The organism is Nonomuraea spiralis (assembly GCF_014648435.1).
Lineage (GTDB): Bacteria > Actinomycetota > Actinomycetes > Streptosporangiales > Streptosporangiaceae > Nonomuraea > Nonomuraea spiralis.
Window position 1 is genome coordinate 37,806 of record NZ_BMRC01000044.1, and the last position, 23,553, is coordinate 61,358.

Annotated in this window: 26 protein-coding genes; 12 read left to right on the plus strand and 14 right to left on the minus strand. The window is 71.3% G+C overall.

The window, feature by feature from the left end; all coding sequences use genetic code 11:
- Positions 1-7: 7 nt before the first annotated feature.
- On the minus strand, positions 8-661 hold the full coding sequence (locus tag IEZ27_RS49410) for a hypothetical protein (RefSeq protein WP_189653607.1): 654 nt from the start codon (positions 659-661) through the stop codon (positions 8-10).
- Positions 658-1,329 carry a hypothetical protein gene (locus IEZ27_RS49415; RefSeq protein WP_189653608.1) on the minus strand — a complete coding sequence of 224 codons (672 nt, stop codon included), beginning with the start codon at positions 1,327-1,329 and terminating at the stop codon, positions 658-660. Before IEZ27_RS49415 ends, IEZ27_RS49410 begins: the two co-directional genes overlap by 4 nt.
- Positions 1,330-1,498: 169 nt before the next feature.
- On the opposite strand from IEZ27_RS49415, the gene IEZ27_RS49420 reads away from it, so the two are divergent.
- Both IEZ27_RS49420 and IEZ27_RS49425 read left to right on the plus strand, forming a co-directional pair.
- Entirely contained in the window at positions 1,499-3,442 is a 1,944-nt protein-coding gene (locus IEZ27_RS49420; RefSeq protein ID WP_189653609.1) for a DUF2892 domain-containing protein, read from the plus strand.
- A gap of 74 nt (positions 3,443-3,516) precedes the next feature.
- Complete coding sequence (locus IEZ27_RS49425) at positions 3,517-6,486, plus strand: ATP-binding protein (protein ID WP_189653610.1); 2,970 nt, start codon at positions 3,517-3,519, stop codon at positions 6,484-6,486.
- 47 nt (positions 6,487-6,533) lie between these two features.
- Here the strand turns inward: IEZ27_RS49425 and IEZ27_RS49430 are convergent, their stop codons facing one another.
- Positions 6,534-6,953, minus strand: a complete 420-nt coding sequence (locus IEZ27_RS49430) for a YjdF family protein (protein ID WP_189653611.1) — start codon at positions 6,951-6,953, stop codon at positions 6,534-6,536.
- Between the two features lie 171 nt (positions 6,954-7,124).
- On the opposite strand from IEZ27_RS49430, the gene IEZ27_RS49435 reads away from it, so the two are divergent.
- Together IEZ27_RS49435 and IEZ27_RS49440 are read left to right on the plus strand one after the other, a co-directional pair.
- Positions 7,125-8,354 (plus strand): Mur ligase family protein, encoded by a 1,230-nt coding sequence (locus IEZ27_RS49435; RefSeq protein ID WP_125643190.1) that lies wholly within the window; start codon positions 7,125-7,127, stop codon positions 8,352-8,354.
- Positions 8,344-9,057, plus strand: coding sequence for a type 1 glutamine amidotransferase (locus IEZ27_RS49440; RefSeq protein WP_189653612.1), 714 nt, complete (start codon positions 8,344-8,346; stop codon positions 9,055-9,057). Before IEZ27_RS49435 ends, IEZ27_RS49440 begins: the two co-directional genes overlap by 11 nt.
- A gap of 30 nt (positions 9,058-9,087) precedes the next feature.
- Here IEZ27_RS49440 and IEZ27_RS49445 read toward each other — a convergent pair whose 3' ends face one another.
- Together IEZ27_RS49445 and IEZ27_RS49450 are read right to left on the minus strand one after the other, a co-directional pair.
- A complete protein-coding gene (locus tag IEZ27_RS49445; RefSeq protein ID WP_189653613.1) occupies positions 9,088-9,450 on the minus strand; it encodes a DsrE family protein in 363 nt (120 codons plus the stop codon).
- A gap of 9 nt (positions 9,451-9,459) precedes the next feature.
- Positions 9,460-10,956, minus strand: a complete 1,497-nt coding sequence (locus IEZ27_RS49450; protein WP_189653614.1) for a sugar-binding protein — start codon at positions 10,954-10,956, stop codon at positions 9,460-9,462.
- 68 nt (positions 10,957-11,024) lie between these two features.
- Here IEZ27_RS49450 and IEZ27_RS49455 point away from each other — a divergent pair, with 68 nt between their 5' ends.
- The 4 genes from IEZ27_RS49455 to ygfZ all read left to right on the plus strand — a co-directional run bounded on the left by IEZ27_RS49455 (position 11,025) and on the right by ygfZ (position 13,531).
- Entirely contained in the window at positions 11,025-11,513 is a 489-nt protein-coding gene (locus tag IEZ27_RS49455) for an FABP family protein (RefSeq protein ID WP_125643178.1), read from the plus strand.
- A gap of 2 nt (positions 11,514-11,515) precedes the next feature.
- On the plus strand, positions 11,516-11,812 hold the full coding sequence (locus IEZ27_RS49460; protein WP_189653615.1) for a DUF2470 domain-containing protein: 297 nt from the start codon (positions 11,516-11,518) through the stop codon (positions 11,810-11,812).
- 312 nt (positions 11,813-12,124) lie between these two features.
- On the plus strand, positions 12,125-12,538 hold the full coding sequence (locus IEZ27_RS49465; protein ID WP_189653616.1) for a Fur family transcriptional regulator: 414 nt from the start codon (positions 12,125-12,127) through the stop codon (positions 12,536-12,538).
- A 54-nt stretch (positions 12,539-12,592) separates the two neighbouring features.
- A complete protein-coding gene (ygfZ, locus tag IEZ27_RS49470; RefSeq protein ID WP_189653617.1) occupies positions 12,593-13,531 on the plus strand; it encodes a CAF17-like 4Fe-4S cluster assembly/insertion protein YgfZ in 939 nt (312 codons plus the stop codon).
- Positions 13,532-13,537: 6 nt separating this feature from the next.
- Here the strand turns inward: ygfZ and dtd are convergent, their stop codons facing one another.
- Positions 13,538-13,969: a D-aminoacyl-tRNA deacylase gene (gene dtd / locus IEZ27_RS49475; protein ID WP_125643166.1), complete on the minus strand. Its 432-nt coding sequence runs from the start codon at positions 13,967-13,969 to the stop codon at positions 13,538-13,540.
- Positions 13,970-14,029: 60 nt separating this feature from the next.
- Between dtd and IEZ27_RS49480 the strand changes: the two genes are divergently transcribed.
- Positions 14,030-14,938: an asparaginase gene (locus tag IEZ27_RS49480; RefSeq protein ID WP_189653618.1), complete on the plus strand. Its 909-nt coding sequence runs from the start codon at positions 14,030-14,032 to the stop codon at positions 14,936-14,938.
- On the opposite strand, the gene IEZ27_RS49485 is transcribed toward IEZ27_RS49480, so the two are convergent.
- Entirely contained in the window at positions 14,935-16,539 is a 1,605-nt protein-coding gene (locus IEZ27_RS49485; RefSeq protein WP_189653619.1) for a DUF2207 domain-containing protein, read from the minus strand. The two genes, IEZ27_RS49480 and IEZ27_RS49485, sit on opposite strands and share 4 nt — an antisense overlap.
- 27 nt (positions 16,540-16,566) lie before the next feature.
- Positions 16,567-17,655: an FAD-dependent monooxygenase gene (locus tag IEZ27_RS49490; RefSeq protein ID WP_229825042.1), complete on the minus strand. Its 1,089-nt coding sequence runs from the start codon at positions 17,653-17,655 to the stop codon at positions 16,567-16,569.
- 114 nt (positions 17,656-17,769) lie between these two features.
- On the opposite strand from IEZ27_RS49490, the gene IEZ27_RS49495 reads away from it, so the two are divergent.
- Positions 17,770-18,687 carry a TetR/AcrR family transcriptional regulator C-terminal domain-containing protein gene (locus IEZ27_RS49495; RefSeq protein ID WP_189653620.1) on the plus strand — a complete coding sequence of 306 codons (918 nt, stop codon included), beginning with the start codon at positions 17,770-17,772 and terminating at the stop codon, positions 18,685-18,687.
- On the opposite strand, the gene IEZ27_RS49500 is transcribed toward IEZ27_RS49495, so the two are convergent.
- Entirely contained in the window at positions 18,684-19,418 is a 735-nt protein-coding gene (locus IEZ27_RS49500; RefSeq protein WP_125643152.1) for an alanyl-tRNA editing protein, read from the minus strand. The genes IEZ27_RS49495 and IEZ27_RS49500 overlap by 4 nt on opposite strands.
- A gap of 115 nt (positions 19,419-19,533) precedes the next feature.
- Here IEZ27_RS49500 and IEZ27_RS49505 point away from each other — a divergent pair, with 115 nt between their 5' ends.
- Positions 19,534-20,142, plus strand: a complete 609-nt coding sequence (locus IEZ27_RS49505; protein ID WP_189653621.1) for an SGNH/GDSL hydrolase family protein — start codon at positions 19,534-19,536, stop codon at positions 20,140-20,142.
- Between the two features lies 1 nt (position 20,143).
- Here IEZ27_RS49505 and IEZ27_RS49510 read toward each other — a convergent pair whose 3' ends face one another.
- The 5 genes from IEZ27_RS49510 to IEZ27_RS49530 all read right to left on the minus strand — a co-directional run bounded on the left by IEZ27_RS49510 (position 20,144) and on the right by IEZ27_RS49530 (position 22,855).
- Positions 20,144-20,500, minus strand: a complete 357-nt coding sequence (locus IEZ27_RS49510; protein WP_229825043.1) for a DUF2516 family protein — start codon at positions 20,498-20,500, stop codon at positions 20,144-20,146.
- 126 nt (positions 20,501-20,626) lie between these two features.
- Entirely contained in the window at positions 20,627-21,037 is a 411-nt protein-coding gene (locus IEZ27_RS49515; RefSeq protein WP_189653622.1) for a hypothetical protein, read from the minus strand.
- A gap of 3 nt (positions 21,038-21,040) precedes the next feature.
- Positions 21,041-21,535: a helix-turn-helix domain-containing protein gene (locus IEZ27_RS49520; protein ID WP_189653623.1), complete on the minus strand. Its 495-nt coding sequence runs from the start codon at positions 21,533-21,535 to the stop codon at positions 21,041-21,043.
- 61 nt (positions 21,536-21,596) lie between these two features.
- A complete protein-coding gene (locus IEZ27_RS49525) occupies positions 21,597-22,502 on the minus strand; it encodes a M56 family metallopeptidase (RefSeq protein WP_125643138.1) in 906 nt (301 codons plus the stop codon).
- Positions 22,499-22,855, minus strand: a complete 357-nt coding sequence (locus IEZ27_RS49530; RefSeq protein WP_125643135.1) for a BlaI/MecI/CopY family transcriptional regulator — start codon at positions 22,853-22,855, stop codon at positions 22,499-22,501. Before IEZ27_RS49530 ends, IEZ27_RS49525 begins: the two co-directional genes overlap by 4 nt.
- 88 nt (positions 22,856-22,943) lie before the next feature.
- On the opposite strand from IEZ27_RS49530, the gene IEZ27_RS49535 reads away from it, so the two are divergent.
- Positions 22,944-23,453, plus strand: a complete 510-nt coding sequence (locus IEZ27_RS49535) for an O-acetyl-ADP-ribose deacetylase (RefSeq protein WP_189653624.1) — start codon at positions 22,944-22,946, stop codon at positions 23,451-23,453.
- The last annotated feature ends 100 nt before the right edge of the window (positions 23,454-23,553 follow it).

Consider the following 23,553-nt stretch of genomic DNA (forward strand, 5'->3'; position numbering starts at 1 on the left):
AGTGCGATCACTTCTTGACGATGGAGTAGACGGCCTGCGGCGAGGCCGCGAGCTTGCGCGCGGCCTCCTCGTCGAGCCCGAGGTCGACCTCGACCTCCGGCTGGTACGGCTCCACCAGCACCTCGGCCGGCAGCCCGAAGACCACCCGCGCCTCCGGCAGAGCCGATGAGGGAACCTCGAAGAAGAACCGCCCGCTGACCCAGATGTCGGGCTGCACCCACGTGTTGGCCAGCGTCAGCGGGCTCGCGATCCGGTCGGTGGCGTCGAACTTCTTGCCGTCCGCGGTCAGCAGCTGCGGTTGCCCCAGGTGGTACGGCTTGAGGCTCGACCTGGCCGACGCGTTGACCACGATGAACAGGTTGTCCGTCGTGACGGTCTCCTCGCCGTTCTGGATCGCCTTGGCGGCCAGGAAGGAGTCGAGCCGGACGGTGAACCGCCGGGCGTCCACGTTCTCGCCCTTGGCGCCCGTGTACGTCAGTCTGGCCGCGGCCTCGTTGGGGGTCATGTGCAACGTCTGAAGCCCGATCGCGGCGGCCGCGAGCAGCAGCCCGACGCAGGCGTTGAGCAGCTTGGAGCCGCCACCCCGCCCGCGCCCGGCGCGCTCGTCGCGGCCGTCGCCGCGGTCCGGGACGACGGAGGAGCGCGGTTCGGTGGCGGTCATGCCCCCTCACCCGTCTTCACCGGCAGAGTCACGCGGGCCTTGATCTCGGGGACGAACTTGTCCCCTTCCTCCTTGGAGACCATCTGCCAGCGCAGCCGCTGGTCCTCGAAGCCGGGCGCGTACTCGAAGGTGGCCACGTCGAGAGTGATCTTGTCCGGCGGGCGTTCGGTCGCGCCGAGCCGGTAGCGGACGAGGACCTGGCTGGTCACCCCGGGGTGCAGTTGCCGGGTCTCGTCGCCCTTGTTCAGCGCGTAGACGAAGGGCCCGGACTCCTTGGGGAACTTGGGGCTGATCGAGATGAGCGAGCTGGCGAAGAACATGCCGAGCCAGGCCTTGTCCGGCTTGGCGGGGTCGGGGGGCAGGCCGACGGAGGAGGTCTCGTCCCCCTTGTTGGTGACCTCGAAGACCAGCTCCACGAAGCGCTTGTCCTCGTCGTACGGCGTCTTGGCCTTGTCCACCTTGACCCGCGACTCGACGAAGCGCGTGGAGTAACGGCCCTGGTCGAGCGTCGCGCCCGCGCCGAGCGCGTCCGGGCCCTTGTCGGCGGCCTCGTTCAGCCCGCCGAGCAAGGCGGTGATGCCGACGGCCGTGAGAGCGACAAGGCCCACGATGGGCACCGCCACCGGACGTCTGGGCTTCGTGCTGCTGCCGCCGGAGGGTTCCGTCATGGGTATGGATGGTAATAGGTCACGCTTGCCCCATCTGCCGCAATGCTCCCTTCTGGCGGGTCGAATTGCTGCGAACCCTGCCGCTCCGGGGGTGGAAACTCATACGCTGTCACGGAGCGGAAAGGGGCTGGCCCCCACAACTAACGACATATCGCGGCCGGAGGGTCACGTGGCGGACGTGCATCCCGAGCATGCCCAGCTCCAGGCGGACCGCATCTACCTGGGCTGGCAGTACATCCTGCTGCATCCCGACCCGGGACCACCGCCCAAACGCCCCTCGCCCGTCCAGGAGCCCGGCCCCGACCAGGCGTCGTCCGACCGCGCCGCGACCGAGGCGCTGCGCCGCGAGCGGCTCCAGGAGGACATGCTCAACCGGCCCGTACGGGTGATCCGCGCCATCGCCGTGACCGTGTCCGTACTGATCCTCGTGGCCGCGTTCACCGGCTACCTGGGGTGGTCCTTCGCGCTCCTCGGCCTGGTCGCGGCCGGAGGCGTGGCGGGCATCTGCAGCTACGCGCTGCTCCAGGGCGACCGGGCGGTCCGGTTCAGAGTGCTCGAACAACAGGCCAGGGACGACCGGCAACGCCAGGAACGTGACAAAGAACTGTTCCGCGCCCAGGAGGAGCACGCCCAGCGCTACCGCGAGTGGCAGGAGTCGAAGGACCGCCACGAGCGCCAGCTCAGCTGGTACGCCGTCGCCGTCCCCGACGAGATCGACCGCATCGACGTGGCCGGCGGCACGCTGCCCGGCTGGTCCGCGCTGATCACCCTGCTCGGCGCCACCCGGCTCTACAGCGGCGGCCACCTGACCGTGCTCGACCTGTCGGAGGGCGCGATCGCCAAGGACCTGATCGAGCTGGCCCGCAAGGGCGGCGACGACCCGCTGGTCTGGGTGTTGCCCGTCGACCTGCCGAAGCTCGACCTCGGGGCCACGCTCAAGCCGGAGGCGTTCGCCGACGTACTGGCCCACGTGGTGAGCGTGAGCGAGGAGCACCGCACCACGCGCGACCTCAGCTTCGACAACGCCATCCTGGAACGGGTGCTCGAAGTGCTCGGCGAGAACGCCACCATCAGCCAGGTCACCGCCGCCCTGCGAGCCCTGGCCCAGGTCGGCGACCCGCGCGACGACCTGCGCTTCGGCCTGATCACCGCGACCCAGCTCGAACGCATCGGCACGCTGTTCGGCCGCGGCGTGAGCGACCGGGTGGTGATCGAGCGCGCCTGGGCCCTGGAGTCGCAGCTGCGCAAGCTGGAGACGCTGGGCACCCAGGCCGTCCGCCTGCCGCCCGCCCGGCTGCGGGTGGTGAGCATGGACCGGCAGGCCGGCGTGTTCGGCAACCGGGTGCTCGGCACGTACGTGGCCACCGCGCTCACCCACATCCTGCGCCAGTCGCCCGCCTCCGACCGGCCCTGGTACCACACGATCATCGTGGCGGGCGCGGACAAGCTGCGCGGCGACGTGCTGGACCGGCTCATGGACGCGTGCGAGACCTCCCGTACCGGCCTGGTGCTGACGTACCGGAGTCTGACCCCCACCGTGAAGGAGCGGCTGGGGCGCGGCCACGCGGCCGTGGCGTTCATGCGCCTCGGCAACGCCGAGGACGCCCGGGTCGCCAGTGAGCACGTCGGCACCGAGCACCGGCTGGAGCTGGCCCAGCTCACCGAGACGATCAGCGAGACCCTGCCGGGCCTCGACGGCGGCTACACCTCCACCATCTCCCAGGTGGACGACGCCCGGGAGGACCGCGCCGACGGCGTCGCCGACCTGGCCGAGGACATCACCGAGTCCACCGAGTGGGGCAGGACCGCCGACAAGATCTCCGAGACCGAACGGGTGCTCCAACGCTCGCGCGAGTTCCTGGTCGAGCCGCACCAGCTCCAGCAGCTCCCCACGACGTCCGTGATCGTCACCGACGCGACCGCCCAGGGCCGGCGCGTACGCCTGGCCGACGCCAACCCCGCCATCCTGACCTTCCCCAAGACCACGCTGGGCGAGCTGGACGAGGTGCGCGAGGCCGTGCTCTCGCTGGAGGGCGGCGAGGACGACGGAGAGCCGCCACCCAACCTCGGGCCACCACCGCCACGCCTGGACTGGCGCAAGGGCAGGCAATGACCTGGTCAAGGGCGTGGTGAGGAGCCTGCGATCGGCGAGATTTTACTGAGAACCGACTGTGGGGGATTTGAATAATGCAGCCGAGTGTCTCGCTGAGCGGGCCCTGGTATCGGATCCAGTCGATCGCCGCACCCTCGCGAAGCTCGTCGGCGGAATGGGATTTCGTCACCGTGCTGCCCGCCGTGTTGTCGGCGGCGCAACGCGACCGGCCGTTCGTCATCGGGTGGCTGTCCCGGGGTTCCGGGGCGCCGCTCGAACTGATCACCAACGCCGGCCCGCTCTCGCCGCCACGCCAGCCACGCCGGGCGACCGACGTGCCGGACCGCCCGACGGGGCCGCAGCCGCTGCTGTTCCCCGGGGGCGCGCGGGGGGTCGAGCTGGACGAGGAGTACCTGGCCGACCTGGCGGACCTGGTGTGGACGCCGTGCCCGGGCCGCCAGGCGCCGCCGCTGGGCGGGCGGGGACGCGAGTTCGCCGGGGCCGACCCCGACGAGCTGCGGCGGCCCACGCTGTTCGAGTCGACGCTGGTCACGCTCATGTCGCGGCCGTTCGCGTGGCTCGTCGTGGCCGAGCCGACCGACCTGCTCGACGCCGAGGTGGCGCACCTGCGCACCCAGCTCAATGTGCTGCGCCAGTACGGCGACGCCTCCGAACGTTCCCGGTTCGACGCCGAGCGGGCCGAGCGCCGCATGCAGGAGCTCGACGCCTTCCGCGAGGCCGGCCTGTGGAACGTGCGCGTGCTGGCCGGCGGGGCCACCGCCGAGGAACTGCGGCAGATCGCGCCCGTGCTCGTCGGGTCGGTCGAGATGAGCCACCACCCGTACCGGCTGCGCAGCGCGCACGGCGCCGTCTACGCGCTGTCGGAGGCCCTGGCCATCACCATGCAGGACCCGGCCGACGGCGCCGCCGCGCCCTTCGCGGCCACCGCGGGAGCGCTCGCCGCGCTGGCCGGGCTGCCCAGGCGCGAGGTGCCCGGTGTACGGGTGCTCGACTCCGGCTTCTTCGACGTCACCTCCGAGGCCGACGGCGGCGAGCTGGAGCTCGGCGAGATCCTCGACGACCAGGACAGGGGAGTGGGCACCTTCCGGGTACCTCTGGCCACGCTCAACCGGCACGCGTTCGTCACCGGCGCGACCGGCTCCGGCAAGTCCCAGACCGTCCGCCACCTGCTGGAACAGCTCAGCGAGGCCCAGATCCCGTGGCTGGCCATCGAACCGGCCAAGTCCGAGTACGCGGCCATGGCGGGCCGCGTCGCCGACCCGGTGACGGTGATCAACCCGTCGGCCCCCGAGGGCGTGCCGCTCAGCGTCAACCCGCTCGAACCCGAGCCCGGCTATCCCGTCCAGGCGCACATCGACATGATCAGGGCGTTGTTCATGGCCGCCTTCGACGCCGAGGAGCCGTTCCCGCAGATCATGTCCCTGTCCCTGCAACGGGTCTACGAGGCCACCGGCTGGGACGTCGTGACCGGCGGCGCCGTGCCCGGCTCGAACGTCCCGCCCAGCGTGCCGACGCTCGAACAGCTCCAGCAGCACGCCATGGACGTCATCAAGGAGATCGGCTACGGCCGCGAGGTCCAGGCCGACGTCGAGGGCTTCATCTCGCTCAGGCTGCGCTCGCTGCGGGTCGGCTCGGCCGGGCGTTTCTTCGAGGGCGGCCATCCGGCCGACATCGGCGGCCTGCTGGAGCGCAACGTCGTCCTCGCCATCGAGGACGTCGCCAACGACGAGGACAAGGCGTTCCTCATGGGCACGCTGATCATCCGGATCGTCGAGCACCTGCGCATGCGGGCCAGGAAGGAGAAGACCGCCGGGCTGCGGCACGTCATCGTGATCGAGGAGGCACACCGGCTGCTGCGCGACCGCGGCCACGGCCGGGCCTCCACCCACGCCGTCGAACTGCTGGCCGGCCTGCTCGCCGAGATCAGGGCGTACGGCGAGGGCATCGTGGTGGCCGAGCAGATCCCGACCAAGCTCGTCTCCGACGTCGTGAAGAACACCGCGCTCAAGGTCGTCCACCGGCTGCCCGCCGAGGACGACAGGAAGCTCGTCGGCGCGGCCATGAACCTCAGCGACGAGCAGTCCAGGCACGTCGTCTCGCTCCAGCCCGGCTCGGCCGCCGTGTTCGCCGACGGCATGGACCGGCCGCTGCGCGTGCGCGTACCGCTGGGCGAGTCGCGGGAGAAGCCGCTGCCGGGGCCCCAGCCGCCCATCCGCGGGCGCAGGTCGGCCGCCTGCGGCGCGCAGTGCCGTACCGGGCAGGCGTGCACGCTGGTGGAGCTGCGGGAGGCCGACGTACTGGCCGACGCGCCCGACTGGGCGTGGTTGCGCATCTGGTGCGACACGGTCGTGCTGGCCTTCGTCAGCAACCGGCCGCTGCCCGGCGTGCCGCGCGCCCTGTCGGGAGCCTGGGCCGAGCTGCCCGCCCGCCGCCGCGAGTGCCTGCTCGCCACCCTGGTCGAACGCGCGGTGCAACGACGGGCCTGGTCGCTGCGGAGCTGGTTCGACCCGGCGCTGCTCACCGAGAAGGCCGCCGAGGCGGCCGCGCGGCTGCTGTCGGGCTCCGAGGCCGGCGGCGACCGTCCCGGCGCGTCGTGGGTGATCCCGCAGGTGCGCTGGCTGCACGAGGTCGACCGGCTCTTCCCGTACGGCCGCCCGGCCCCCAACCTGCGCAGCCCGGCCCCCGCCATGGAGTACGCCCTGTTCCGCCAGCCCAACGGCAACGGCGCGGCCGACCTGGTGCCCACCGAACTGCTCGGCCACCGCGCCAAGGCCCTGCGCCACCACCCGCTGTCCATGGAGGTGGACCACAACCGGGCCCTGGCCTGGCGGGTGATCCTCGGCGACGACGAGAACGAGAGCGTGCAACGGGACATCACGAACGTGGCCATCGGCATCGAGGCGTCGGCCAGGATCAGGCACGTGGGCCAGACGATGGGCGCGGGATGGCTGGAGAGCGTGTTGTCGTGGCCGCATAGGTTCGTGTTGCCGTTCGACCAAGGGGGCGCGCCGGAGATCGCCTTCGTCGACGCGCCCTCGGCCTGACACCCGCCCGGGGGCAGACACGCCCTCGGCCTGACACAGGCCCGGGGTCAGCGGTCGCGGCGGCGTTCGAGGCGTTTGCGGCGGGCCACCTCGCGCTTGTGCTCGGCCAGCTCGCGCCGCCGCTCCCGCCGTCCCTGCGCGGCCTCCTGCTTGCGGCTCTCCAGCTCCAGCCGCATGGCCTCCTGCGCGGCGGTGCCGCGTACGGACACCTGGGCCGCGGCCCGCGCCGCCAACTTGGCCGCCCGCTTGGGGTTGACCCGCTTCGGCCGCTCGGCGGCGGCCACAGCGGGCGCGGCGTGCGCCTGTTCGAGCAGGGCCACGCCGTGCCGCATCAGGAACTCGTGCAACTCGGGATCGGTGGGCTCGGAGCCGAGGGTGAACCGGGTGGCCCGCAGCCGCCCGCCCTCGACGACCTCCAGCACCCCGACCCAGAACGGGCCGTCCAGGTAGACCGACAACGTGACCATCTTCTCCGCCCTTCGCCAGACATGCCGAACAGCGGCCTGGGAAAGGCCGCCACCGGCACACCGGACATCCCTGAAGGGCGGATACGTGATGCTTCGCCCGGGCTACCAACCGGGCTGCGTTTTCGTGTGCGACTCCAGAGTACGGGCGAACCACGACTAGGATCCATGTGCATGACCCAGCTTCCTCTGCGGGCTCAGCTCGCCAGCGCCCTGGGACGCAGTGCCGCCACGCTCTCGCGGATGACCGGGCGCGGTGACGGCTCGGTGATCGGCGGCAGGGTCGGCCTGCTGCTTGAGCCCGACCTTCTGCGCAAGCTGGCCCGCGACCGCAAGCTGGCCCTGGTCAGCGCCACCAACGGCAAGACCACCACGACCAGGCTGATCACCTCCGCGCTGCTGGAGATGGGTGAGGTGGCCACCAACGCCTTCGGCGCCAACATGCCGGCCGGGCACGTCTCGGCGCTCTCCCAGCACAAGGGCGCCCCCTACGGCGTGCTGGAGGTCGACGAGAAGTACCTGCCGGAGGTGCTCGACACGACCGGCGCCGGCGTCGTCTGCCTGATGAACCTCAGCCGCGACCAGATGGACCGCGCGGCCGAGATCTGGCTGCTCGCCCAGAAGTGGCGCAGGGCGCTGTCCGGCAAGCCCACCCACGTCATCGCCAACTGTGACGACCCCCTGGTCACCTGGGGCGCCTCCACGGCCGCCAAGGTCACGTGGGTCGCCGGCGGGCAGCGCTGGAAGGAGGACTCCTGGTGCTGCCCCGAGTGCGGCGGCCCGCTCGACCGCAAGGAGGCCGACTGGTCCTGCCGCGAGTGCACCTTCCACCGCCCCGAGCCGCAGTGGGTGCTCCACGACGACGTGGCGATCGACCCGCGCGGGCAACACTGGGTGCTCGACATCCAGCTCCCCGGCCTGGCCAACCGTTCCAACGCGGTGATGGCGCTGGCCGTGGCCGAGGCGTTCGGGTTGCCGGTCGACCGGGCGCTGCCCCGGCTGCGCGAGGTCACCTCGGTGGCCGGGCGCTACACGACGGTCGAGCGCGACGGCCGCCACGCGCGGTTGTTGCTGTCCAAGAACCCGGCGGGCTGGCTGGAGGCGTTCGACGTCGCCGACCCGCACCTGCCGATCATCCTGTCGGTCAACGCGCAGGGCCCCGACGGCCGCGACACCTCGTGGTTGTGGGACGTCGACTACCGCATCCTGCGCGGCCGTCCGGTCTTCGTCACCGGTGAGCGACGGCTCGACCTCGCGCTCCGGCTCGACGTGGCCGACGTGCCGTTCACGTTGTGCGGCTCGTTCTCGGAGGCGCTGGCCATGCAGCCGCCCGGCCGGGTCGACGTGATCGCCAACTACACCGCCTTCCAGCAGATCCGATCGGAGTTCGGACGTGCCCTCTGACAGCGCACTCAGCATCGTCTGGATCTACCCCGACCTGCTGAGCACGTACGGCGACCAGGGCAACGTGCTCGTCCTGGAGCAGCGTGCGCAGCGCCGGGGCATCGAGGTCGAGACCGTCTACGTACGCTCGGCCGACCCCGTGCCCGAGACCGGCGACATCTACCTCATCGGCGGCGGCGAGGACCGTCCCCAGATCCTGGCCGCCCAGCGCCTGCGCAGGGACGGCGGCCTCCAGCGGGCCATCGCCCGGGGCGCGGCGATGCTGGCCGTGTGCGCCGGCTACCAGATCATGGGCAGCACGTTCGGCGGCGAGGAGGGCCAGCCGGTCGACGGCATCGGCCTGCTCGACATCGCCAGCTCGCGCGGCCCCGCGCGTGCCGTGGGCGAGCTGGTGGCCGAGGTCGACGCCGCACTCAACCTGCCCACGCTGACCGGCTTCGAGAACCACATGGGCGTCACCCACCTGGGTCCGGGCGTCAGGCCGCTGTCGAGGACGGTCGCCGGGGTGGGCAACGGCGACGGCTTCGAGGGCTGCTACGCCGGTCACGTGGTGGGCACCTACCTGCACGGCCCGGCCCTGGCGCGCAACCCGGCCCTGGCCGACCTGCTGCTGTCGTGGCGGGTGGGCGAGCTGGCCCCCCTCGACGACTCGCGGTACGAGGCCCTGCGCCAGGAGCGGCTCAGCGCCGTCCTGTCCGGCTGACCGGGTGCCCGCCGGCCCCGCGCCGGCGGGCTAGTAGACCAGGGCCTGGGCGCCTTCGCTGACCGCCTCCTCGACGAAGGCGGGCGCCCCGGCGATGCGCACGCCGTCGATCACGTCGTCGACCGTGATGTTCCGGCGGGCCGCACACTGCGTGCAGAGCGTCACCCGGCCACCCGCCAGGACGGCGTCGAGCAGGTCGGTCAGCGGCGCCGCATGGGGGAGGGCGAACTCCTTGGCCCGGCCCGGCAGGGCGAACCAGGACGACTCGCCGGTCAGCCAGAGCGAGACCGGCACCCCGCTCGCCAGTGCGGCCGCCGCCACCGTGAAAGCCTGGTTGCATCGCTCAGGGGCGTCGGCCCCCGCCGTCACCTTGATCACCAATGATCGTGCCATGGCGTCACCCTAACCCCGCCCGAGGCGGCCCCACACGTACGGATCGGCCTGCGCGCTGCCGAACGGCGACCAGGCGAGCCGGGTCTGGCCGGTCCTGTCCTTCGTGTCGGAGTCGTAGACGAGGATGTTCGCCCGCAGCACGGTGGGCCGGGCGGGCAGCAGCGCGAGCGGGATACGCACCTCGACGGCGTACCCGCCGGGGCGGGAGGCCGACGCGACCCGTACGCCGGGGGCGGGTCCTTGGCGGGCGTCGGCGTCGCGGGCGGCGCACGGCCCGCCGCGCGCGGTGTAGGGCAGGACACCCAGCTTGAACGTGGTGGAGGTGTCGTCGGAGTCGCCGCGCGGGTCGAGGGCGATCTCCACCGCGTCGGTACGCCAGTGGCGTTCGCACTTCTCCAGCGCGGCGCCCCGGGCGTCGTCGGTGACCTCGACCAGGACGTACAGGTCGTCGCCGTGGCGGGTGAGCCGGGCGGTGGCGGCGCAGTCGGCCGCGGCGCAGCGTTCGCCCTCCCAGTGTGTGAGGCGCAGGGCGGGGGCCGCGTACTCGCCGGGGGAGGCGGCGCCGTCGAGCACGGGGGCACGCCGGGCCACCGGGAGCATGGCGGCGGGCGGCGGCGGATAGTCCGGCTGCGCCCGGTCGGCCAGCCAGGGCAGGCCGACCGCGTGTGCCCAGTCGCGGAACTCGGCGTACAGGGGACGCAGGCCCGCCTGCTCGGCGACGGGGGCGGTCACCGGCCGGCCGCCGTCGAAGACGACCGAGAACCAGTCGCAGCCGAACGGCCCGGCGACCTTCGCGGGCCGCGCGGCGAAGCCCTGCGTCCGGTACACGCGCTCGGCGTCGCGTTCCCGCTGGGCCCACGTGGTGTGGTGGACCGGCGACCAGGCGCCCTCCCAGACGCCGAGCTGCGGCAGTCCGGTGGCCGGGTCGCGCAGCCCGGCCGTCGCACAGCCGGGGCCCACGGGACCGCGCAGCCCCCAGTTCTGGGTCAGCAGCCGGGAGGCCCGCCAGGGCGATCCCGCGCCCGGGAACGCGGCGGGATCGGCGGCCAGCCGGAACGCCTCGACGGCCAGCCGGGCGGCGAGCTGGTGGCCGCCGTGATTGCCGAAGGGCCGCGGGTCCATCGTCACCACGGTCGAGGGCCTGGTGGATCTGATCACCTCGACCAGCCGCCGCAGGGTGCCGGGCCCCCACGCGCGGGCGGTCAGGGGCGCCGACAGCGTGTACCAGAAGTCCGGTCTGTCGAGGTAGAAGACCTGGTCGATGCCCGCGTGGGCGACCGCCTTCCGCTCCTCGGCCTCCCTGATCCGGCCGAGCGCCGCGCCCTTCTCCGGCCCGGCGGCGTTCCCGCCGCCCTCGCCGCGGGTGACCGTCACGACGCCCGTGGTCAGCCCGTCCCGCTCGCGCCACTGCCCGAACGTGGACAGCGACTGGTACTCGTCGTCCGGATGGGCGCCGACGAACAGCACGTCCACGTGCGGCGGCGGTACGGCCCAGGCATCCAGCATCACAGCTCCCCCCGACAGGGCGTTCCCCCGATCGAGAAGGTTAGCCACCGGCACTAGGCTTGGTGAGCATGGAAGAACCTGAGGTGCATCCCGCTCTGGAGCAGATCGCGTTCCTGCTCGGCCGCTGGGAGGGCGCCGGCGTGGGCGGCTACCCGACGATCGAGAGCTTCAACTTCGGGCAGGAGATCGAGTTCGGCCACAACGGCAAGCCGTTCCTGACGTACGTCAGCCGCACCTGGCTGCTCGACGAGGAGGGCAACCGGGTCAGGCCGCTGGCCACCGAGTCCGGCTATTGGCGTCCGCAGCCCGACCGGCAGGTCGAGGTGGTGCTCGCGCATCCGACCGGCATCGTCGAGATCTACATCGGCGAGGTCGTCTTCCACAAGATCGAGCTGCGTACCGACGTCGTGGCCCGTACCACGACGGCCAAGGACTACACGGCGGGCTACCGCCTCTACGGCCTGGTCAACGGCAACCTCATGTGGGCCTACGAGATGGCGGCCATGGGCCACCCGCTCACCGACCACATGTCGGCCGAGCTGAAGAAGGTGTCCTGAGCATGTCCACGCCCTTCACCCCCGAGGCCGTCGAGGCGATCAAGCGCCACATGAACGACGACCACACCGGCGACGCCTTGGTCATCGTGCGCGGGCTCGGCGGCCGGCCGCAGGCCACCTCGGCGGTGACCAGCGACGTCGACGCCGAGGCGATGGAGTTCACGATCGACGGCGGCGAGCGGGTGCGCGTGCCGTGGGGTGAGACGCTGACCGAGCGCGCGCAGGTGCGCAAGGCCGTCGTGCGCCTCTACCGGGCGGCCTGCGCCGAGCTGGGCATCGAGCCCCACGGCGAACACTGATCGGAGAAAACAAAGAGGGCCCCGGGCGACACTCCGCCTGCTGAGCAGGCGGGCCGGATGGACCATGGTCGGGATGCCTCATCCCGCCCTCCGGCTGCCACGGGGCCCCGGTGGTTGCCTCGGATTCGCTTGCGCCACGAGACAACAGTCCGCAGTGCTAGCGGACAACCACCTCGCTAGCCCGACTATGACTATCCATTATTCGGACCACCTCCTTTCCGCGTACTCATGAAGCTATGCGGTCGCGAGCGGCGGGGGCAAGTAATTATCGGACGGCCTCGAAGAGCCGGGCGGGCGCTTTACACTCGGGACATGACCGAGACGCAGTGGCACGAGGAACTCCGCGCCAAGGGCTACCGGGTCACCCCGCAGCGGCAGCTCGTGCTCGAAGCCGTCAAGGACCTTGAGCACGCGACGCCCGAGGAGATCTGCCACAAGGTGCGCGAGACGGCGCGCGGGGTCAACATCTCCACCGTCTACCGCACCCTTGAGCTGCTCGAAGAGCTCGGCATGGTCACCCACACCCATCTCGGTCACGGTGCGCCGACCTACCACCTGGCCGCCGAGGCCGACCACGTCCACCTGGTGTGCCGGGGTTGCGACGAGGTGTTCGAGGTGCGGCCCGAGCTGGCCGAAGGGCTGGTGAAGGGGCTCGACGAGGAGCTGGGGTTCGCGGCCGACGTCCACCACCTCACGGTCTTCGGCCGCTGCCGCGACTGTCGTTGATCAACCGGCGACACCGGCGTCGGACGCCGTCGCGCGGGCGGATAGCCTGGAGTCATGCGTAGCCCTCTGCTCGATCTCCCCGGCGCCGTCGCGGCCGACGGGCCGGACGCCGACGTAGCGGCGCACTACGGCGACCTGTTCGCCGAGCAGCGCGCGCTGGCCAAGGGTGAGGCGGTCGTCGACCGCAGCAACCGCGAGGTGATCCGCATCTCGGGGGCCGACCGGCTGAAATGGCTCAACGACCTGACCTCGCAGAAGCTCGATGCGCTGCCGCCCGGCCAGTGGACGCAGACGCTCGACCTCGACCTCCAGGGCCGCGTCGTCCACCACCTGACGCTGGTCGACGACGGTGAGAGCGTGCTGGCGCACGTCGAGCCCGGCACGGCGCAGAGCCTGATCGACTATCTCGACCGCATGCGGTTCATGTTGCGCGTGGAGGTGTCGCGGGCCGACGACCTCGCGGTGCTCTCGACAGCGACCGAGGACTTCCTGGTGCCGCGCGCGGAGCTGGCCGACCATCTGGGCCGGCCGCTGGCGGGGTTGTGGGCGTACGAGGCGCTGCGGATCGAGGCCCACCGGCCGCGGTTCGGCTTCGAGACCGACCACAAGACGATCCCCCACGAGGTTGACTGGATCGGCTCGGCCGTCCATCTGAGCAAGGGCTGCTACCGCGGTCAGGAGACGGTCGCCCGCGTCCACAACCTGGGCCACCCGCCGCGGCGCCTGGTGTTCCTCCACCTCGACGGCAGCGTCGACACGCTGCCGGTCCACGGCGCGCCGGTGATCTTCGAGAGCCAGGAGGTCGGCGTCGTCGGCTCGGCCGCCCGCCACCACGAGCTGGGCCCGATCGCGCTGGCCGTGGTCAAGCGCACGGTCCCGGTCGACGCGCCGCTGCTGGCCGGTGGCGTGGCCGCCGCGCAGGAGGTCATCGTCCCGCCGGACGCCGGCCGCAACGTCTCCATCGATCCCTCGCTGCGCCGCCGGATCCGCTGACCCCCGCTAGGCGTCGATGTCGAGGACGAGCGTGATCGGCCCGTCGTTGACCAGCGAGACCTTCATGTCGGCGCCGAAGCGGCCGGTCTCGACGTGGGCGCCGAGCGTCCTCAGCTCCTCGATCACGGCCTCGACCAGCGGCTCGGCGACCGGGCCCGGGGCCGCTGCCTGCCAGGTGGGGCGTCTGCCCTTGCGCGCGTCGCCGTAGAGGGTGAACTGGCTGATCACCAGGAGCGGGGCGGAGACGTCGGAGCAGGACTTCTCGCCGTGCAGGATGCGCAGCCCCCACAACTTGGCGGCGAGTTTGGCGGCCTCGGCGCGCGTGTCCGTGTGCGTGACGCCCACCAGGACGAGCAGCCCCGGCTCGTCGACCGCGCCCACTGTCTGCCCCTCGACCTCGACGGAGGCCGAGCTCACTCGTTGTACGACTGCTCGCATGGCATCCCATTCTGGCCCAGAAAGAACTGTTCGTAGACTCAGGCCCAAAGGGGGCGCGTAATGTCGCTGATTGTCGAGGTTGTCCGGTCGGGGTTCGTGGAGTCCACGCATCAGGCCCGCATGCTGACCGTGGACGCCCGGGGCGTTCCCGTGGAGACGCGGGGCGCGGTGCACGTCCCGTCCTCGCCGCGTTCGTCGATGAAGCCCTTGCAGGCGCTCGGCATGTTGCGCAACGGGCTCCGGCTGGAGGGGGAGTTGCTGGCGCTGGCCTGCGCCTCCCACTCGGGCGAGGCGTTCCACGTGGACGGCGTACGGAAGATCCTGGACGGAGCGGACCTCGATGAGTCCGCCCTGTTGTGTCCGGAGGACCACCCGTCCGACCGTACCTCGACCGAGTTCGGCCGGGTCTACATGAACTGCTCAGGCAAGCACGCCGCCATGCTGGCCACCTGCGTGCTCAACGACTGGCCGCTCGCGACCTACCTGGAGCCCGCGCACCCGCTGCAACGCGCGATCCGCCAGACGGTCGAGGACCTGACCGGCGAACGGGTGGCGGCCTCCGGCGTGGACGGCTGCGGCGCGCCGCTGTTCTTCGTCTCGATGCTCGGGGTGACCAAGGCGTTCAGGGCGTTCCCGCTGGCCGCCGAGGACTCGTACGAGCGGCGGATCTTCGACGCCATGCGGACGTATCCCGAGTGGACGTCCGGCACCGACCGCGCCGAGGCCAAGCTCATGCGGGCGATCCCCGGGCTGATGCTGAAGGCGGGCGCGGAGGCGTTCGAGGCGTTCGCGTTCGAGGACGGGCGCGCCGGGACGGTCAAGATCGAGGACGGCTCGCAGCGCGCCCGCGTGCCCGTCACCGTGGCCGCGCTGCGCTCGCTCGGCCTGGACGCCCCCGAACTGGCCGAGCTGGCCAGGCCGCCGCTGCTGGGCGGCGGCCGGCCGGTGGGCGAGCTGCGGATCCGCTAGAGGGTGCGGAACTGACGGCTGGCGGAGATGGCCCCCGAGGTCGTCGTGGTGAACGTACGCATCGACCCGGCGAACTTGGACAGATCCCACTCCGCCGGCCCGTGGTACCAGTAGAGGTTGTCGGACTGGTGGCCGTTGCCCGTCACCGAGGCCACCACCCGTGACCAGTGCTCGACCCCGTCGAAGATCACCGCGTACGGCAGGTAGCGCGAGAACAGCTCCACCCGGTGCTGCTCGGGTACCTCGCCGAGGTCGCCGGAGAACAGGTACTCGCGGAAGCCCATCGTGTGGGCCAGCGCGGCCGAGCCCTTGGCGGTCTTGGCCGGCATGTACTGGCCGCCGACGGCCAGCGCGCCGCCCGCGATGACCAGGGCCAGCCCCAGCAGCCCGTACGTGGTGAACCAGGCCAGCGCGACCGTGGCCAGCAGGCCCAGGCCGATCAGCACGACGCCGATCGTCGTCCAGCGGGTGCGCTCGGTGTCGGGCCGGCGGGCGAACCAGCCCTGGGTGACGACGTCGGCGTAGAGCGCGTCGCGCACCTTGCCGAGGTGGCCGGCGAACGAGCCGGACAGCTGCGAGAGCAACACCGTGTCGCGGCCGTCGAAGACGGCGTCGTAGAGGGCGCGCTCGTACCTCAGCAGCGCGTTGACCGGCGCGTTCGGCAGCCTGACCAGCATCCAGTCGGGGGCGTCGTAGGTCTGGCGGGGCTGCTCGTCGATCCGCAGGTAGCCGCGGACGGCCAGGTCGACGATGGTGGCGGTCACGTCGATCACGTCGGCCTGCTCGTCCACCAGCGTGCCGATCTGGCCGGGACGCACACCGTCCGGCGGGGTGAAGTGCCCGTTCTGTACGGGATCGACCCCGCCCTTCTCGTGACCGGCGACACGAGCGTCCCGGCCGCGCGTCCAGTAGAGCAGGCCGAGGCCGCCGAGCAGCAGCACGAGCAGGCCGGCCATGGCGCCGCCGGTGACCAGGTCGAGGGCGAACGCCGAGGCCAGCGAGAACCGCCTCTCCAGGATGGGCGCGCCGGAGCTGGAGCCCTTGGGGTAGCCGACCACCACCGTGAGCGCCTGGCCCGGCGCGATGTTCTCCTGCTCGAAGTCGGCCCGCGTGCCGACGTGGTCCATGGTGGCCGCGGTGCAGCCGATGGCCGAGGTCAGGTCACCGGCGAAGCACGACAGGTTCTGCACCTGGCCGGGCCCGTGGACCTGGACGGTCGCCTTGGCGATGGGGACGTTCCAGCCGCTGACGGCGAACCAGCGCAGCTCCTCCACCCCGCCCGAGGTCGCCACCGCGCCCTTGACGTCGTACTCGATGGTCTGGCCCGTCGCGGTCAGGACGTCGCCGTCGAGCTTGCCGCCCTTGATGTTGGTGATCCGGTAGACGCGGTCGTTGTCGTCGTCGAAGCGGGTCTTGGTGAGGAGGGTGCGCTTGAGGACGTCCGGCGCTCTGGTGAGCTTCTCGACCACGTGGAGGGTGCCGTCCTTGGCGAGCGTCATCGTCACCTCGTCCGTGATCCCGGCGTCGGCCAGGGCGGGGGTGGCCAGCAACGTCAGGGCGGTGGCCCCGAGGGCGGCCAACGTGAGTCTGAAACCCGTCATGGCGGGACATCGTAGCGGTTGCGGGTGTCAATCCAGGGAGATGCCGTCGGCCGCCCGGCTCACGCTCTCGGGCGAGGCGGCCATGCCGGGGTTCTCCAGCGCGAGGGCCTGGTTCAGGGCGACGAACGGGCGCATCCGCCGCTCGTACCGGTCGAACGCCCCCTCGGGCGCCCTGCCCAGCTCCTCGGCCAGCACGTACGCCCCCACCAGGGCCAGGCTGGTGCCCTGCCCCGACAGCGGCGAGGCGCAGTAACCGGCGTCGCCGACCAGCGCGACCCGGCCCCGTGACCAGCGGTCCATCTCGACCTGGGCCATGGCGTCGAAGTAGAAGTCGTCGGCCTTCCACATGGCCTCCAGCAGCTTGGGCGCCTCCCAGCGCAGCCCCGAGCAGTGCTCCTGGACCAGGCGCTTCTGCTGCTCGACGTCGCGGTGGTCGTAGTCGAGCGGGCCCGCGGCGAAGCCCATGTTCACCTTCATCACCGCCGGCTCCCGGTCGCTGAACAGGCCGAACCCGGCCTCGCCCTCCCGGTGCCAGAGCTGCCAGTGGTCCAGGCCGAGGAAGTTGTCGGCGGTGTAGATGGAGACGTACATGCCGAGGTGCTTGAGGAACTGCTCCTCGGGGCCGAAGGTGAGCTTCCTGACGTTGGAGTGCAGGCCGTCGGCGCCGATCACGTAGTCGTAGCGGTCCCGGCCGCCGCCGTCGAAGGTCACGTCCACACCGGTGTCGTCCTGGGTGAGGGTGGCGATGGAGTCGCCGTACAGGTGGGGGGTGTCGGCGGCGGCGGTGAGGATCGCGGTCAGGTCGTCGCGGGCGATCTCGACGTCCGGGCTGTCGAGCCGGCCACCGCTGATCGTCTCCTCGGTGCTGCGCATGATCTCGTTGCCGTCGCCGTCGACCATGGACATGCCGCGCATGGTCGTCCTCAACGCCCTGACCTGCTCCAGGACGCCCATCCGGGCCGCCACGACGAGGGCGGCGCCCCGGAGGTCGACGGCCTGACCGCCCTTGCGCGGAGCCGGCGCGCGTTCGACCAGCGTGACCTCGAAGCCGTGCCGGCGCAGCCAGTAGGCGAGGACCGGGCCGCCGACGCTCGCGCCGGAAATGAGGATCTTCACGATGTGTCCTCTGTTTCTTGTTGACGTTGTACGCAGAACTGAATGTACGGCGTACATACAGCAGGTGGCAATGATTCCTTGCTAGGATCTGTACTAGTACAGAGAGAGGTTGCGATGACGGCTCCGCCTTACGCGCGCATCGTCGAGGACATCAAGCGGCGTGTCGCCGACGGCCGGCTCAGGCCCGGCGACCGGGTGCCCTCCACCAGGCAGCTCGCCCGCGACTGGGAGGTCGCGCTCGCCACGGCGGCCAAGGCGCTGACGGTCCTGGCCCAGGAGGGCGTGGTGGTCGCCGAGCCGCGCGTCGGCACGATCGTGGCCGAGACCCGCGGCGGCAGGGCGCGGCGGGCCCCCGTGCCGTCCGGCGACGACCTGACCCGCGACCGCATCGTGGCCGCGGCCGTCGAGATCGCCGACGCCGACGGGCTCGCGGAGCTGACCATGCGCGGGGTCGCGGGCCGGCTCGGCGTGGCCACCATGTCCCTCTACCGGCACGTCGGCGGCAAGGACGACCTGGTCATGCTGATGATCGACCAGGTGATCCGGGAGTTCCCGCTGCCCGACCCGCCGCCCGAGGGGTGGCGGGCCAGGCTGGAGGTCGCCGCCCGGGTGCAGTGGGCGGGTTACCGCACCCACCCGTGGATGGCCAGGGTCACCTCACTGACCAGGCCGCTGCCCTCGCTCAGCCTGATCGCCCACACCGAATGGGTGATGAGCACGCTGGCGGGCACGCCCCTCGATCCCATGGCGAAGATGCACGTGCACACCCTGCTGTTCAGCTTCGTCCAAGGGCTGGCCGCCAACATCGAGATGGAGCAGCGGGCCCAGGCCGCGACCGGGCTGACCGCCGACGAGTGGATGACCACCCGGGAGGGGGAGCTCCAGGAGCTCGCCGGATCGGGACGGCTGCCCGCCTTCAGCGCCGTCATCGAGGACATGGGCGGCGAGTTCGACCTCGACCTCGACCAGCTCTTCGCATTCGGCCTGGACGCGCTGCTCGACGGGCTCGCCCGGCTGGTCGAGGGGCGCTAGTCGGAGATCGCGATGCGCAGGCGGCGGAAGCCGCGGCCCTTGCTCTCGATCTTGGCGACCCTGATGCGGCCGATCTGCTTGGTCGAGGCCACGTGGGTGCCGCCGTCGGCCTGGGTGTCGAGGCCCACGATGTCGACGACGCGCACGTCCTGGACGGTCTCGGGCACCAGGTTGGTGGCCGTGCGGATGATGTCGGGGATCTCGAACGCCTCCTCGCGCGGCAGCACGCGCACGTCGATGCGCCGGTCGGCGATGATCTCGGCGTTGCAGGCGTCCTCGACGGCCTCCTTGAAGCCGGGCGGCACCTCGGGCAGGTCGAAGTCCATGCGGGCGCTCAGCTCGTCCATGTTGCCGCCGGTGACCAGGCAGCCGTAGTCCCGGAACACCACGCCGCACAACACGTGGAGCCCCGAGTGTGTACGCATGAGCGCCGAACGCCGGGCGTCGGCCACGGCCGCCGCCACCACCGTGCCCACGGGCGGGATCGGGTCGCCTTCGGCCGGGATCAGGTGGAGATCGTCGCCTTTGCGTACGCCGACGATGCGGGTCTCCACACCCTGCCAGACCAGAACTCCGTGATCGGCCGGCTGGCCGCCCCCGCCTGGATAGAATGCCGACCTGCTCAGCACGATCCCCTCAGGCGTCGCGTCCAGCACGACGGCTTCGAAGTCTCGCAGGCTCTGGTCGGACAGTTCGAGCCGCTGCGTGCGCCCGTGGAGGTCGGCGGTCATATCGGCAGCCTAGTGCCCCGGGGTGATAATGCGTGGACTGATGCTTCGAGGAAGAATCACACCGTTTGTCGCAATAATGGGGATTTTTGCTGGAGTATCGGCATGTAGTAGCGCGGTGGCTGTCACACCGCCGCAGCGCGCGCCTCAGACCGTCCCTCCCGCCCGTACGGCGGCGCCCGTGATGATGTTCGTGGGTGACAGCTTCACCGTCGGCTCCGGCCCCGTGCCGCCCTGGCGGACGTACGCCTCGGAGTCGGCCCGCCTGCTGGGCTGGCAGCCGGTGATCGCCGGGGCCGGCGGCACGGGCTACCTCAACAAGGGCAAGGTGGGCCGTACGTTCCGCAGGTCGTTCGAGGAGGAGCTGGCCTGGCGGCCGCCCCCCGACGTGCTGGTGATCTCGGGCGGCCACAACGACCAGCGCTGGAGCACCACGCAGGTGGGCCGGGCCGCCGCCGAACTGCTGGCCGAGGTACGCCACCGCTGGCCGGTCACCCGGGTCTTCGTGATCGGGCCGATCTGGCTGGAGGACACCCCGTCGAAGGCCTACCGGGTGCGCGACGCCCTGGCGGAGGCGGCGGAGGCCGCGGGCGTGCCGTTCCTCGACCCGATGCGCAAACGCTGGGTCACCGACCGGCCGTCGGAGACGGTGTTGCCCGACGGCGTGCATCCCACGCTCGCCGGGCACGAACGCATCGCCGCCTGGCTCGCGGCGGAACTGCTCTGATCTACCAGGGCCCGTAGGGGCCGCTGTTGCCCCGGCCCATGCCCTTGACGGCGGGCTTCACGTCGACGATGTAGACGGTGGCCGCGATCGCCGCCAGCACGGAGAACAGCCCGAGCCCGATGCCCAGGAACGCCTGGCCGCCGATGGCCATGAAGGCGTTGAAGTAGCTGAAGGCGCCGGCGCCGGAGAACAGCGTGGCCAGGATCAGGATGATCAGCCAGATGTTCTTCTGCAGCTTGCCCGCCGACACGAAGGCATTGGTCGGCACCCGCAGCGCGTGGACCAGCGCGTAGACCGACATGCCGAAGATGACGGCGGCGAGCGCCAGGAAGAGGAAGTTGAAAACGCCGTTGATCATATTCATGTTGGTGGCTCCGCCCAACGCCGCGATGAAATCCGGCCCCAGCCTAATAGGCGCCCCCGACAAGCGGGCACCCCAAAGGAGAAAGGGCCCGCCTCCGAGGAGGCGGGCCCTTTCTCTCGGTCAGGCCTTGGCCTTGGGGGTACGGGGGGTCTTCTTGACGGGCTCGGCGACGGGCGGCTCGGCGGCCTCCGACACCTCCTCCAGCTCAAGGGCGGCCTCGCCGGACGTCTTGCTGACGACCTTGCGGCCACGGCTGGCGAAGTCCTCGTAGACCTCGGTGGCCATGTTGCCGAGCTGGTCGGCGTACTCGCGCGCCTTCTCGGGGAAGTCGCGGACGAAGTCCTCGGCCTTGTCGGCGTACGCGCGGGTCTTCTCCGGCAGGTCCCTGGCGAGCTCGGTGCGGCGGGACTGGAGCTGCCGGAGCTGGCCGGGCAGCTCGCGCAGCTTCTCCACGGCGTAGTCGCCGGCGCCCGCGAACGCGTAGAACGGCTTGGAGTCGGTGAGCTTCTTGACCTCGGTGGCGAGCGTCATGGGTTAACCTTCCTTGGTTTCCTGGGTGACGGTCCCGTTGCCGGAGGTGGCCGCGTAAGGCTCAAGCGCGGCGAGATACTCCTCGGGCAGCAGGGGCTCGTCGTCCGCGGTGGAGTCGTGCCGAGGGTGGGCGTTCTGGGAGGTCTGCTCGCCCTCGGTGCGGTTCTCCTTGCGGAACGATTCGTAGATGTCGATCAGCACCTGACGCTGCCGCTCGGTGAGCAGCGTGTCGGCGTTGATCGCGGTGGTCACGTCGCTGGGCGGCTCCCGGTCCTCGATGAGGCCGGCCTGCACGTAGAGCGCCTGCGAGGAGATGCGCAGACCCTTGGCGATCTGGTTGAGGATCTCCGCGCTCGGCTTGCGCAGCCCGCGCTCGATCTGGCTGAGGTAGGGGTTCGAGACCCCCGCCGCCTGCGCGAGCTGGCGCAGCGAGATCTTCGCCTGCTGCCGTTGCTCGCGGATGTATTCGCCGATCGAGCCGACCTTGGGTAGTGCCATGCCCATAGTCTGCCGCCCGGTGCTTGCAATTGCAAACGGAACGGCTAACTCCAGCAAGCAGTCAGAGCTGGTAAACCCACAGGAGTGGTGTTGTGGTGAGCAAGCTCACAGAGAGGGCGACGTAGCCGTACCGGACAAATGCTGACAATTCCGGCCCTGGCTTGATCAGGCGGTCCACTCTGGCCATGACGTTGTGCGCGTGCACGCCGAGCATGCCCTGGGGGGTCGGCATGGCGCCCGCCGTACCGAACCTGAGCAGCGCCGTCGCCAGCCTGCGCGGCGAGCAGTAGCGGCGCGCGCGGTCGTCGGCGGCCATCTCGATCAGCAGCTCCACCTGCGCCTGCGCGTCGGCCACGACCTTCGACCAGGGCAGCGCCCGGCGCAGCGCGGCGAACGGCAGCAGCACCAGGTCGTGCCGCTCGCGCACGTGGGCGGCCTCGTGCGCCAGCACGGCCGCCATCTCGTCCTGCGACAACAACTCCAGCGCGCCCGCGCTGACCACGACCTGCGAGCGCAACCCCGGCACGCAGTACGCCGCCGCGCTGGGATGGTCGAGCACCCGCACCCCCGGCACGCCGGGATCGTCGCGGGAGATGAGCGCGAGCAGCACACGATGCCGCCGGCGCGCCCGCAACGCCTGCACACCGGCCGTGAGCAGCACCACGACCAGCACGGCCAGCGAGGTGAGACCGGCGATCATGGCCAGGACGTGCAGCGGGTCCCACGCCTCAAGGGGCGCCTCCCCGCGCGCGAACGCGATCAGCCCGGGAAGCACGCCCACCTCGTAGGGCAGGACCGCGTAGGCCAGCATGGCGCCCGTGGTGGCCAGGCCCCAGGCGACGCCCAGCGACTGCCAGACGATGATGGCCAGCCGCGGGGCGCGGGAGGTCCACCGGGCCGTCGTGAAACGCCAGGAGCCGAGCGCGCACGCCGTGGCGAGCGCGGCAAGCGCCGCTGCCGTGATCACTCTTCCTCCAGCTCCGTGAGGGCTCTCCGCAGGATCTCCGCCTCCGGGCCCGACACGGCCTGGGCGAAGCGGGTCAGGGCGGCCGATCGGTCGCCCGTCAGGTCCAACGCCTCAAGCATAAGCTCGGCGATGTACGCGTCACGGCTTTCGGCCGGTTCGTAACGCCATGCGCGGCCGTCCCGGGTGCGCTCGAGGAAGCCCTTGCGCGTGAGGCGGTCGAGTACGGTCATCACCGTCGTGGGGGCGAGGTCGCGATCGGCAATGAGCCGGCCGACCTCGCGGGCGGTCAACGCGCTGTGCTCCGCCCAGAGGATGTCCATGATGCTGCGCTCAAGCTCGCCAAGACCCTTCACGCCCTTCAGGGTAGCTCTACAAAGCGTCGAGCTGGCATCCGGGAGCGGCGAGTGGCGGCGCGAAACCCCGGCTGGCAGGCTCGGTGAGATGAAAGTCACGCTTGTCCAGGGCGACCTCACCGAACAGCAGGCCGACGCGATCGTGAACGCGGCCAACTCCTCCCTGCTCGGCGGCGGCGGCGTGGACGGGGCCATCCACCGCCGCGGCGGGCCGGAGATCCTGGAGGCGTGCCGGAAGCTGCGCGCCGGCCACTACGGCGGCGGCCTGCCGACCGGCCGGGCCGTCGCCACGACCGCCGGGCTGCTGCCGGCCCGCTGGGTGATCCACACGGTGGGCCCGGTCTACTCCGGCTCGCAGGACCGCTCCGAGCTGCTGGCCTCCTGCCACCACGAGTCGCTGCGGGTGGCGGACTCCCTGGGGGCGCGGACGGTGGCCTTCCCGGCGATCTCCACAGGTGTGTACGGCTGGCCGCTCGACGACGCCGCGCGCATCGCCGTGGCCGCCGTACGCGCGGCCGAGACGTCGGTGGAGGAGGTCAGGTTCGTGTTGTTCGACGCCGCCGCCTACGACGCCTTCCTCACGCGGCTCTCCGCCTAGATCACTGATGTGAATTTGGGTTAATGGTCGTAGGCGGTCAGTGATCGTTTGACGGGTGCGCCGGTGTTCCAGTTGTGCCAGATCACGGCGTTGAGGGCGA

Excerpts from the sequence above, each read along its gene's own strand:
- IEZ27_RS49410 (WP_189653607.1), bottom strand. The coding sequence starts at position 661 with ATGACCGCCACCGAACCGCGCTCCTCCGTCGTCCCGGACCGCGGCGAC.
- IEZ27_RS49415 (WP_189653608.1), bottom strand. The coding sequence starts at position 1,329 with ATGACGGAACCCTCCGGCGGCAGCAGCACGAAGCCCAGACGTCCGGTG.
- IEZ27_RS49425 (WP_189653610.1), top strand. The coding sequence starts at position 3,517 with ATGCAGCCGAGTGTCTCGCTGAGCGGGCCCTGGTATCGGATCCAGTCG.
- IEZ27_RS49430 (WP_189653611.1), bottom strand. The coding sequence starts at position 6,953 with ATGGTCACGTTGTCGGTCTACCTGGACGGCCCGTTCTGGGTCGGGGTG.
- IEZ27_RS49435 (WP_125643190.1), top strand. The coding sequence starts at position 7,125 with ATGACCCAGCTTCCTCTGCGGGCTCAGCTCGCCAGCGCCCTGGGACGC.
- IEZ27_RS49445 (WP_189653613.1), bottom strand. The coding sequence starts at position 9,450 with ATGGCACGATCATTGGTGATCAAGGTGACGGCGGGGGCCGACGCCCCT.
- IEZ27_RS49450 (WP_189653614.1), bottom strand. The coding sequence starts at position 10,956 with ATGCTGGATGCCTGGGCCGTACCGCCGCCGCACGTGGACGTGCTGTTC.
- IEZ27_RS49455 (WP_125643178.1), top strand. The coding sequence starts at position 11,025 with ATGGAAGAACCTGAGGTGCATCCCGCTCTGGAGCAGATCGCGTTCCTG.
- IEZ27_RS49460 (WP_189653615.1), top strand. The coding sequence starts at position 11,516 with ATGTCCACGCCCTTCACCCCCGAGGCCGTCGAGGCGATCAAGCGCCAC.
- IEZ27_RS49465 (WP_189653616.1), top strand. The coding sequence starts at position 12,125 with ATGACCGAGACGCAGTGGCACGAGGAACTCCGCGCCAAGGGCTACCGG.
- ygfZ (WP_189653617.1), top strand. The coding sequence starts at position 12,593 with ATGCGTAGCCCTCTGCTCGATCTCCCCGGCGCCGTCGCGGCCGACGGG.
- dtd (WP_125643166.1), bottom strand. The coding sequence starts at position 13,969 with ATGCGAGCAGTCGTACAACGAGTGAGCTCGGCCTCCGTCGAGGTCGAG.
- IEZ27_RS49480 (WP_189653618.1), top strand. The coding sequence starts at position 14,030 with ATGTCGCTGATTGTCGAGGTTGTCCGGTCGGGGTTCGTGGAGTCCACG.
- IEZ27_RS49485 (WP_189653619.1), bottom strand. The coding sequence starts at position 16,539 with ATGACGGGTTTCAGACTCACGTTGGCCGCCCTCGGGGCCACCGCCCTG.
- IEZ27_RS49495 (WP_189653620.1), top strand. The coding sequence starts at position 17,770 with ATGACGGCTCCGCCTTACGCGCGCATCGTCGAGGACATCAAGCGGCGT.
- IEZ27_RS49500 (WP_125643152.1), bottom strand. The coding sequence starts at position 19,418 with ATGACCGCCGACCTCCACGGGCGCACGCAGCGGCTCGAACTGTCCGAC.
- IEZ27_RS49510 (WP_229825043.1), bottom strand. The coding sequence starts at position 20,500 with ATGATCAACGGCGTTTTCAACTTCCTCTTCCTGGCGCTCGCCGCCGTC.
- IEZ27_RS49515 (WP_189653622.1), bottom strand. The coding sequence starts at position 21,037 with ATGACGCTCGCCACCGAGGTCAAGAAGCTCACCGACTCCAAGCCGTTC.
- IEZ27_RS49520 (WP_189653623.1), bottom strand. The coding sequence starts at position 21,535 with ATGGCACTACCCAAGGTCGGCTCGATCGGCGAATACATCCGCGAGCAA.
- IEZ27_RS49535 (WP_189653624.1), top strand. The coding sequence starts at position 22,944 with ATGAAAGTCACGCTTGTCCAGGGCGACCTCACCGAACAGCAGGCCGAC.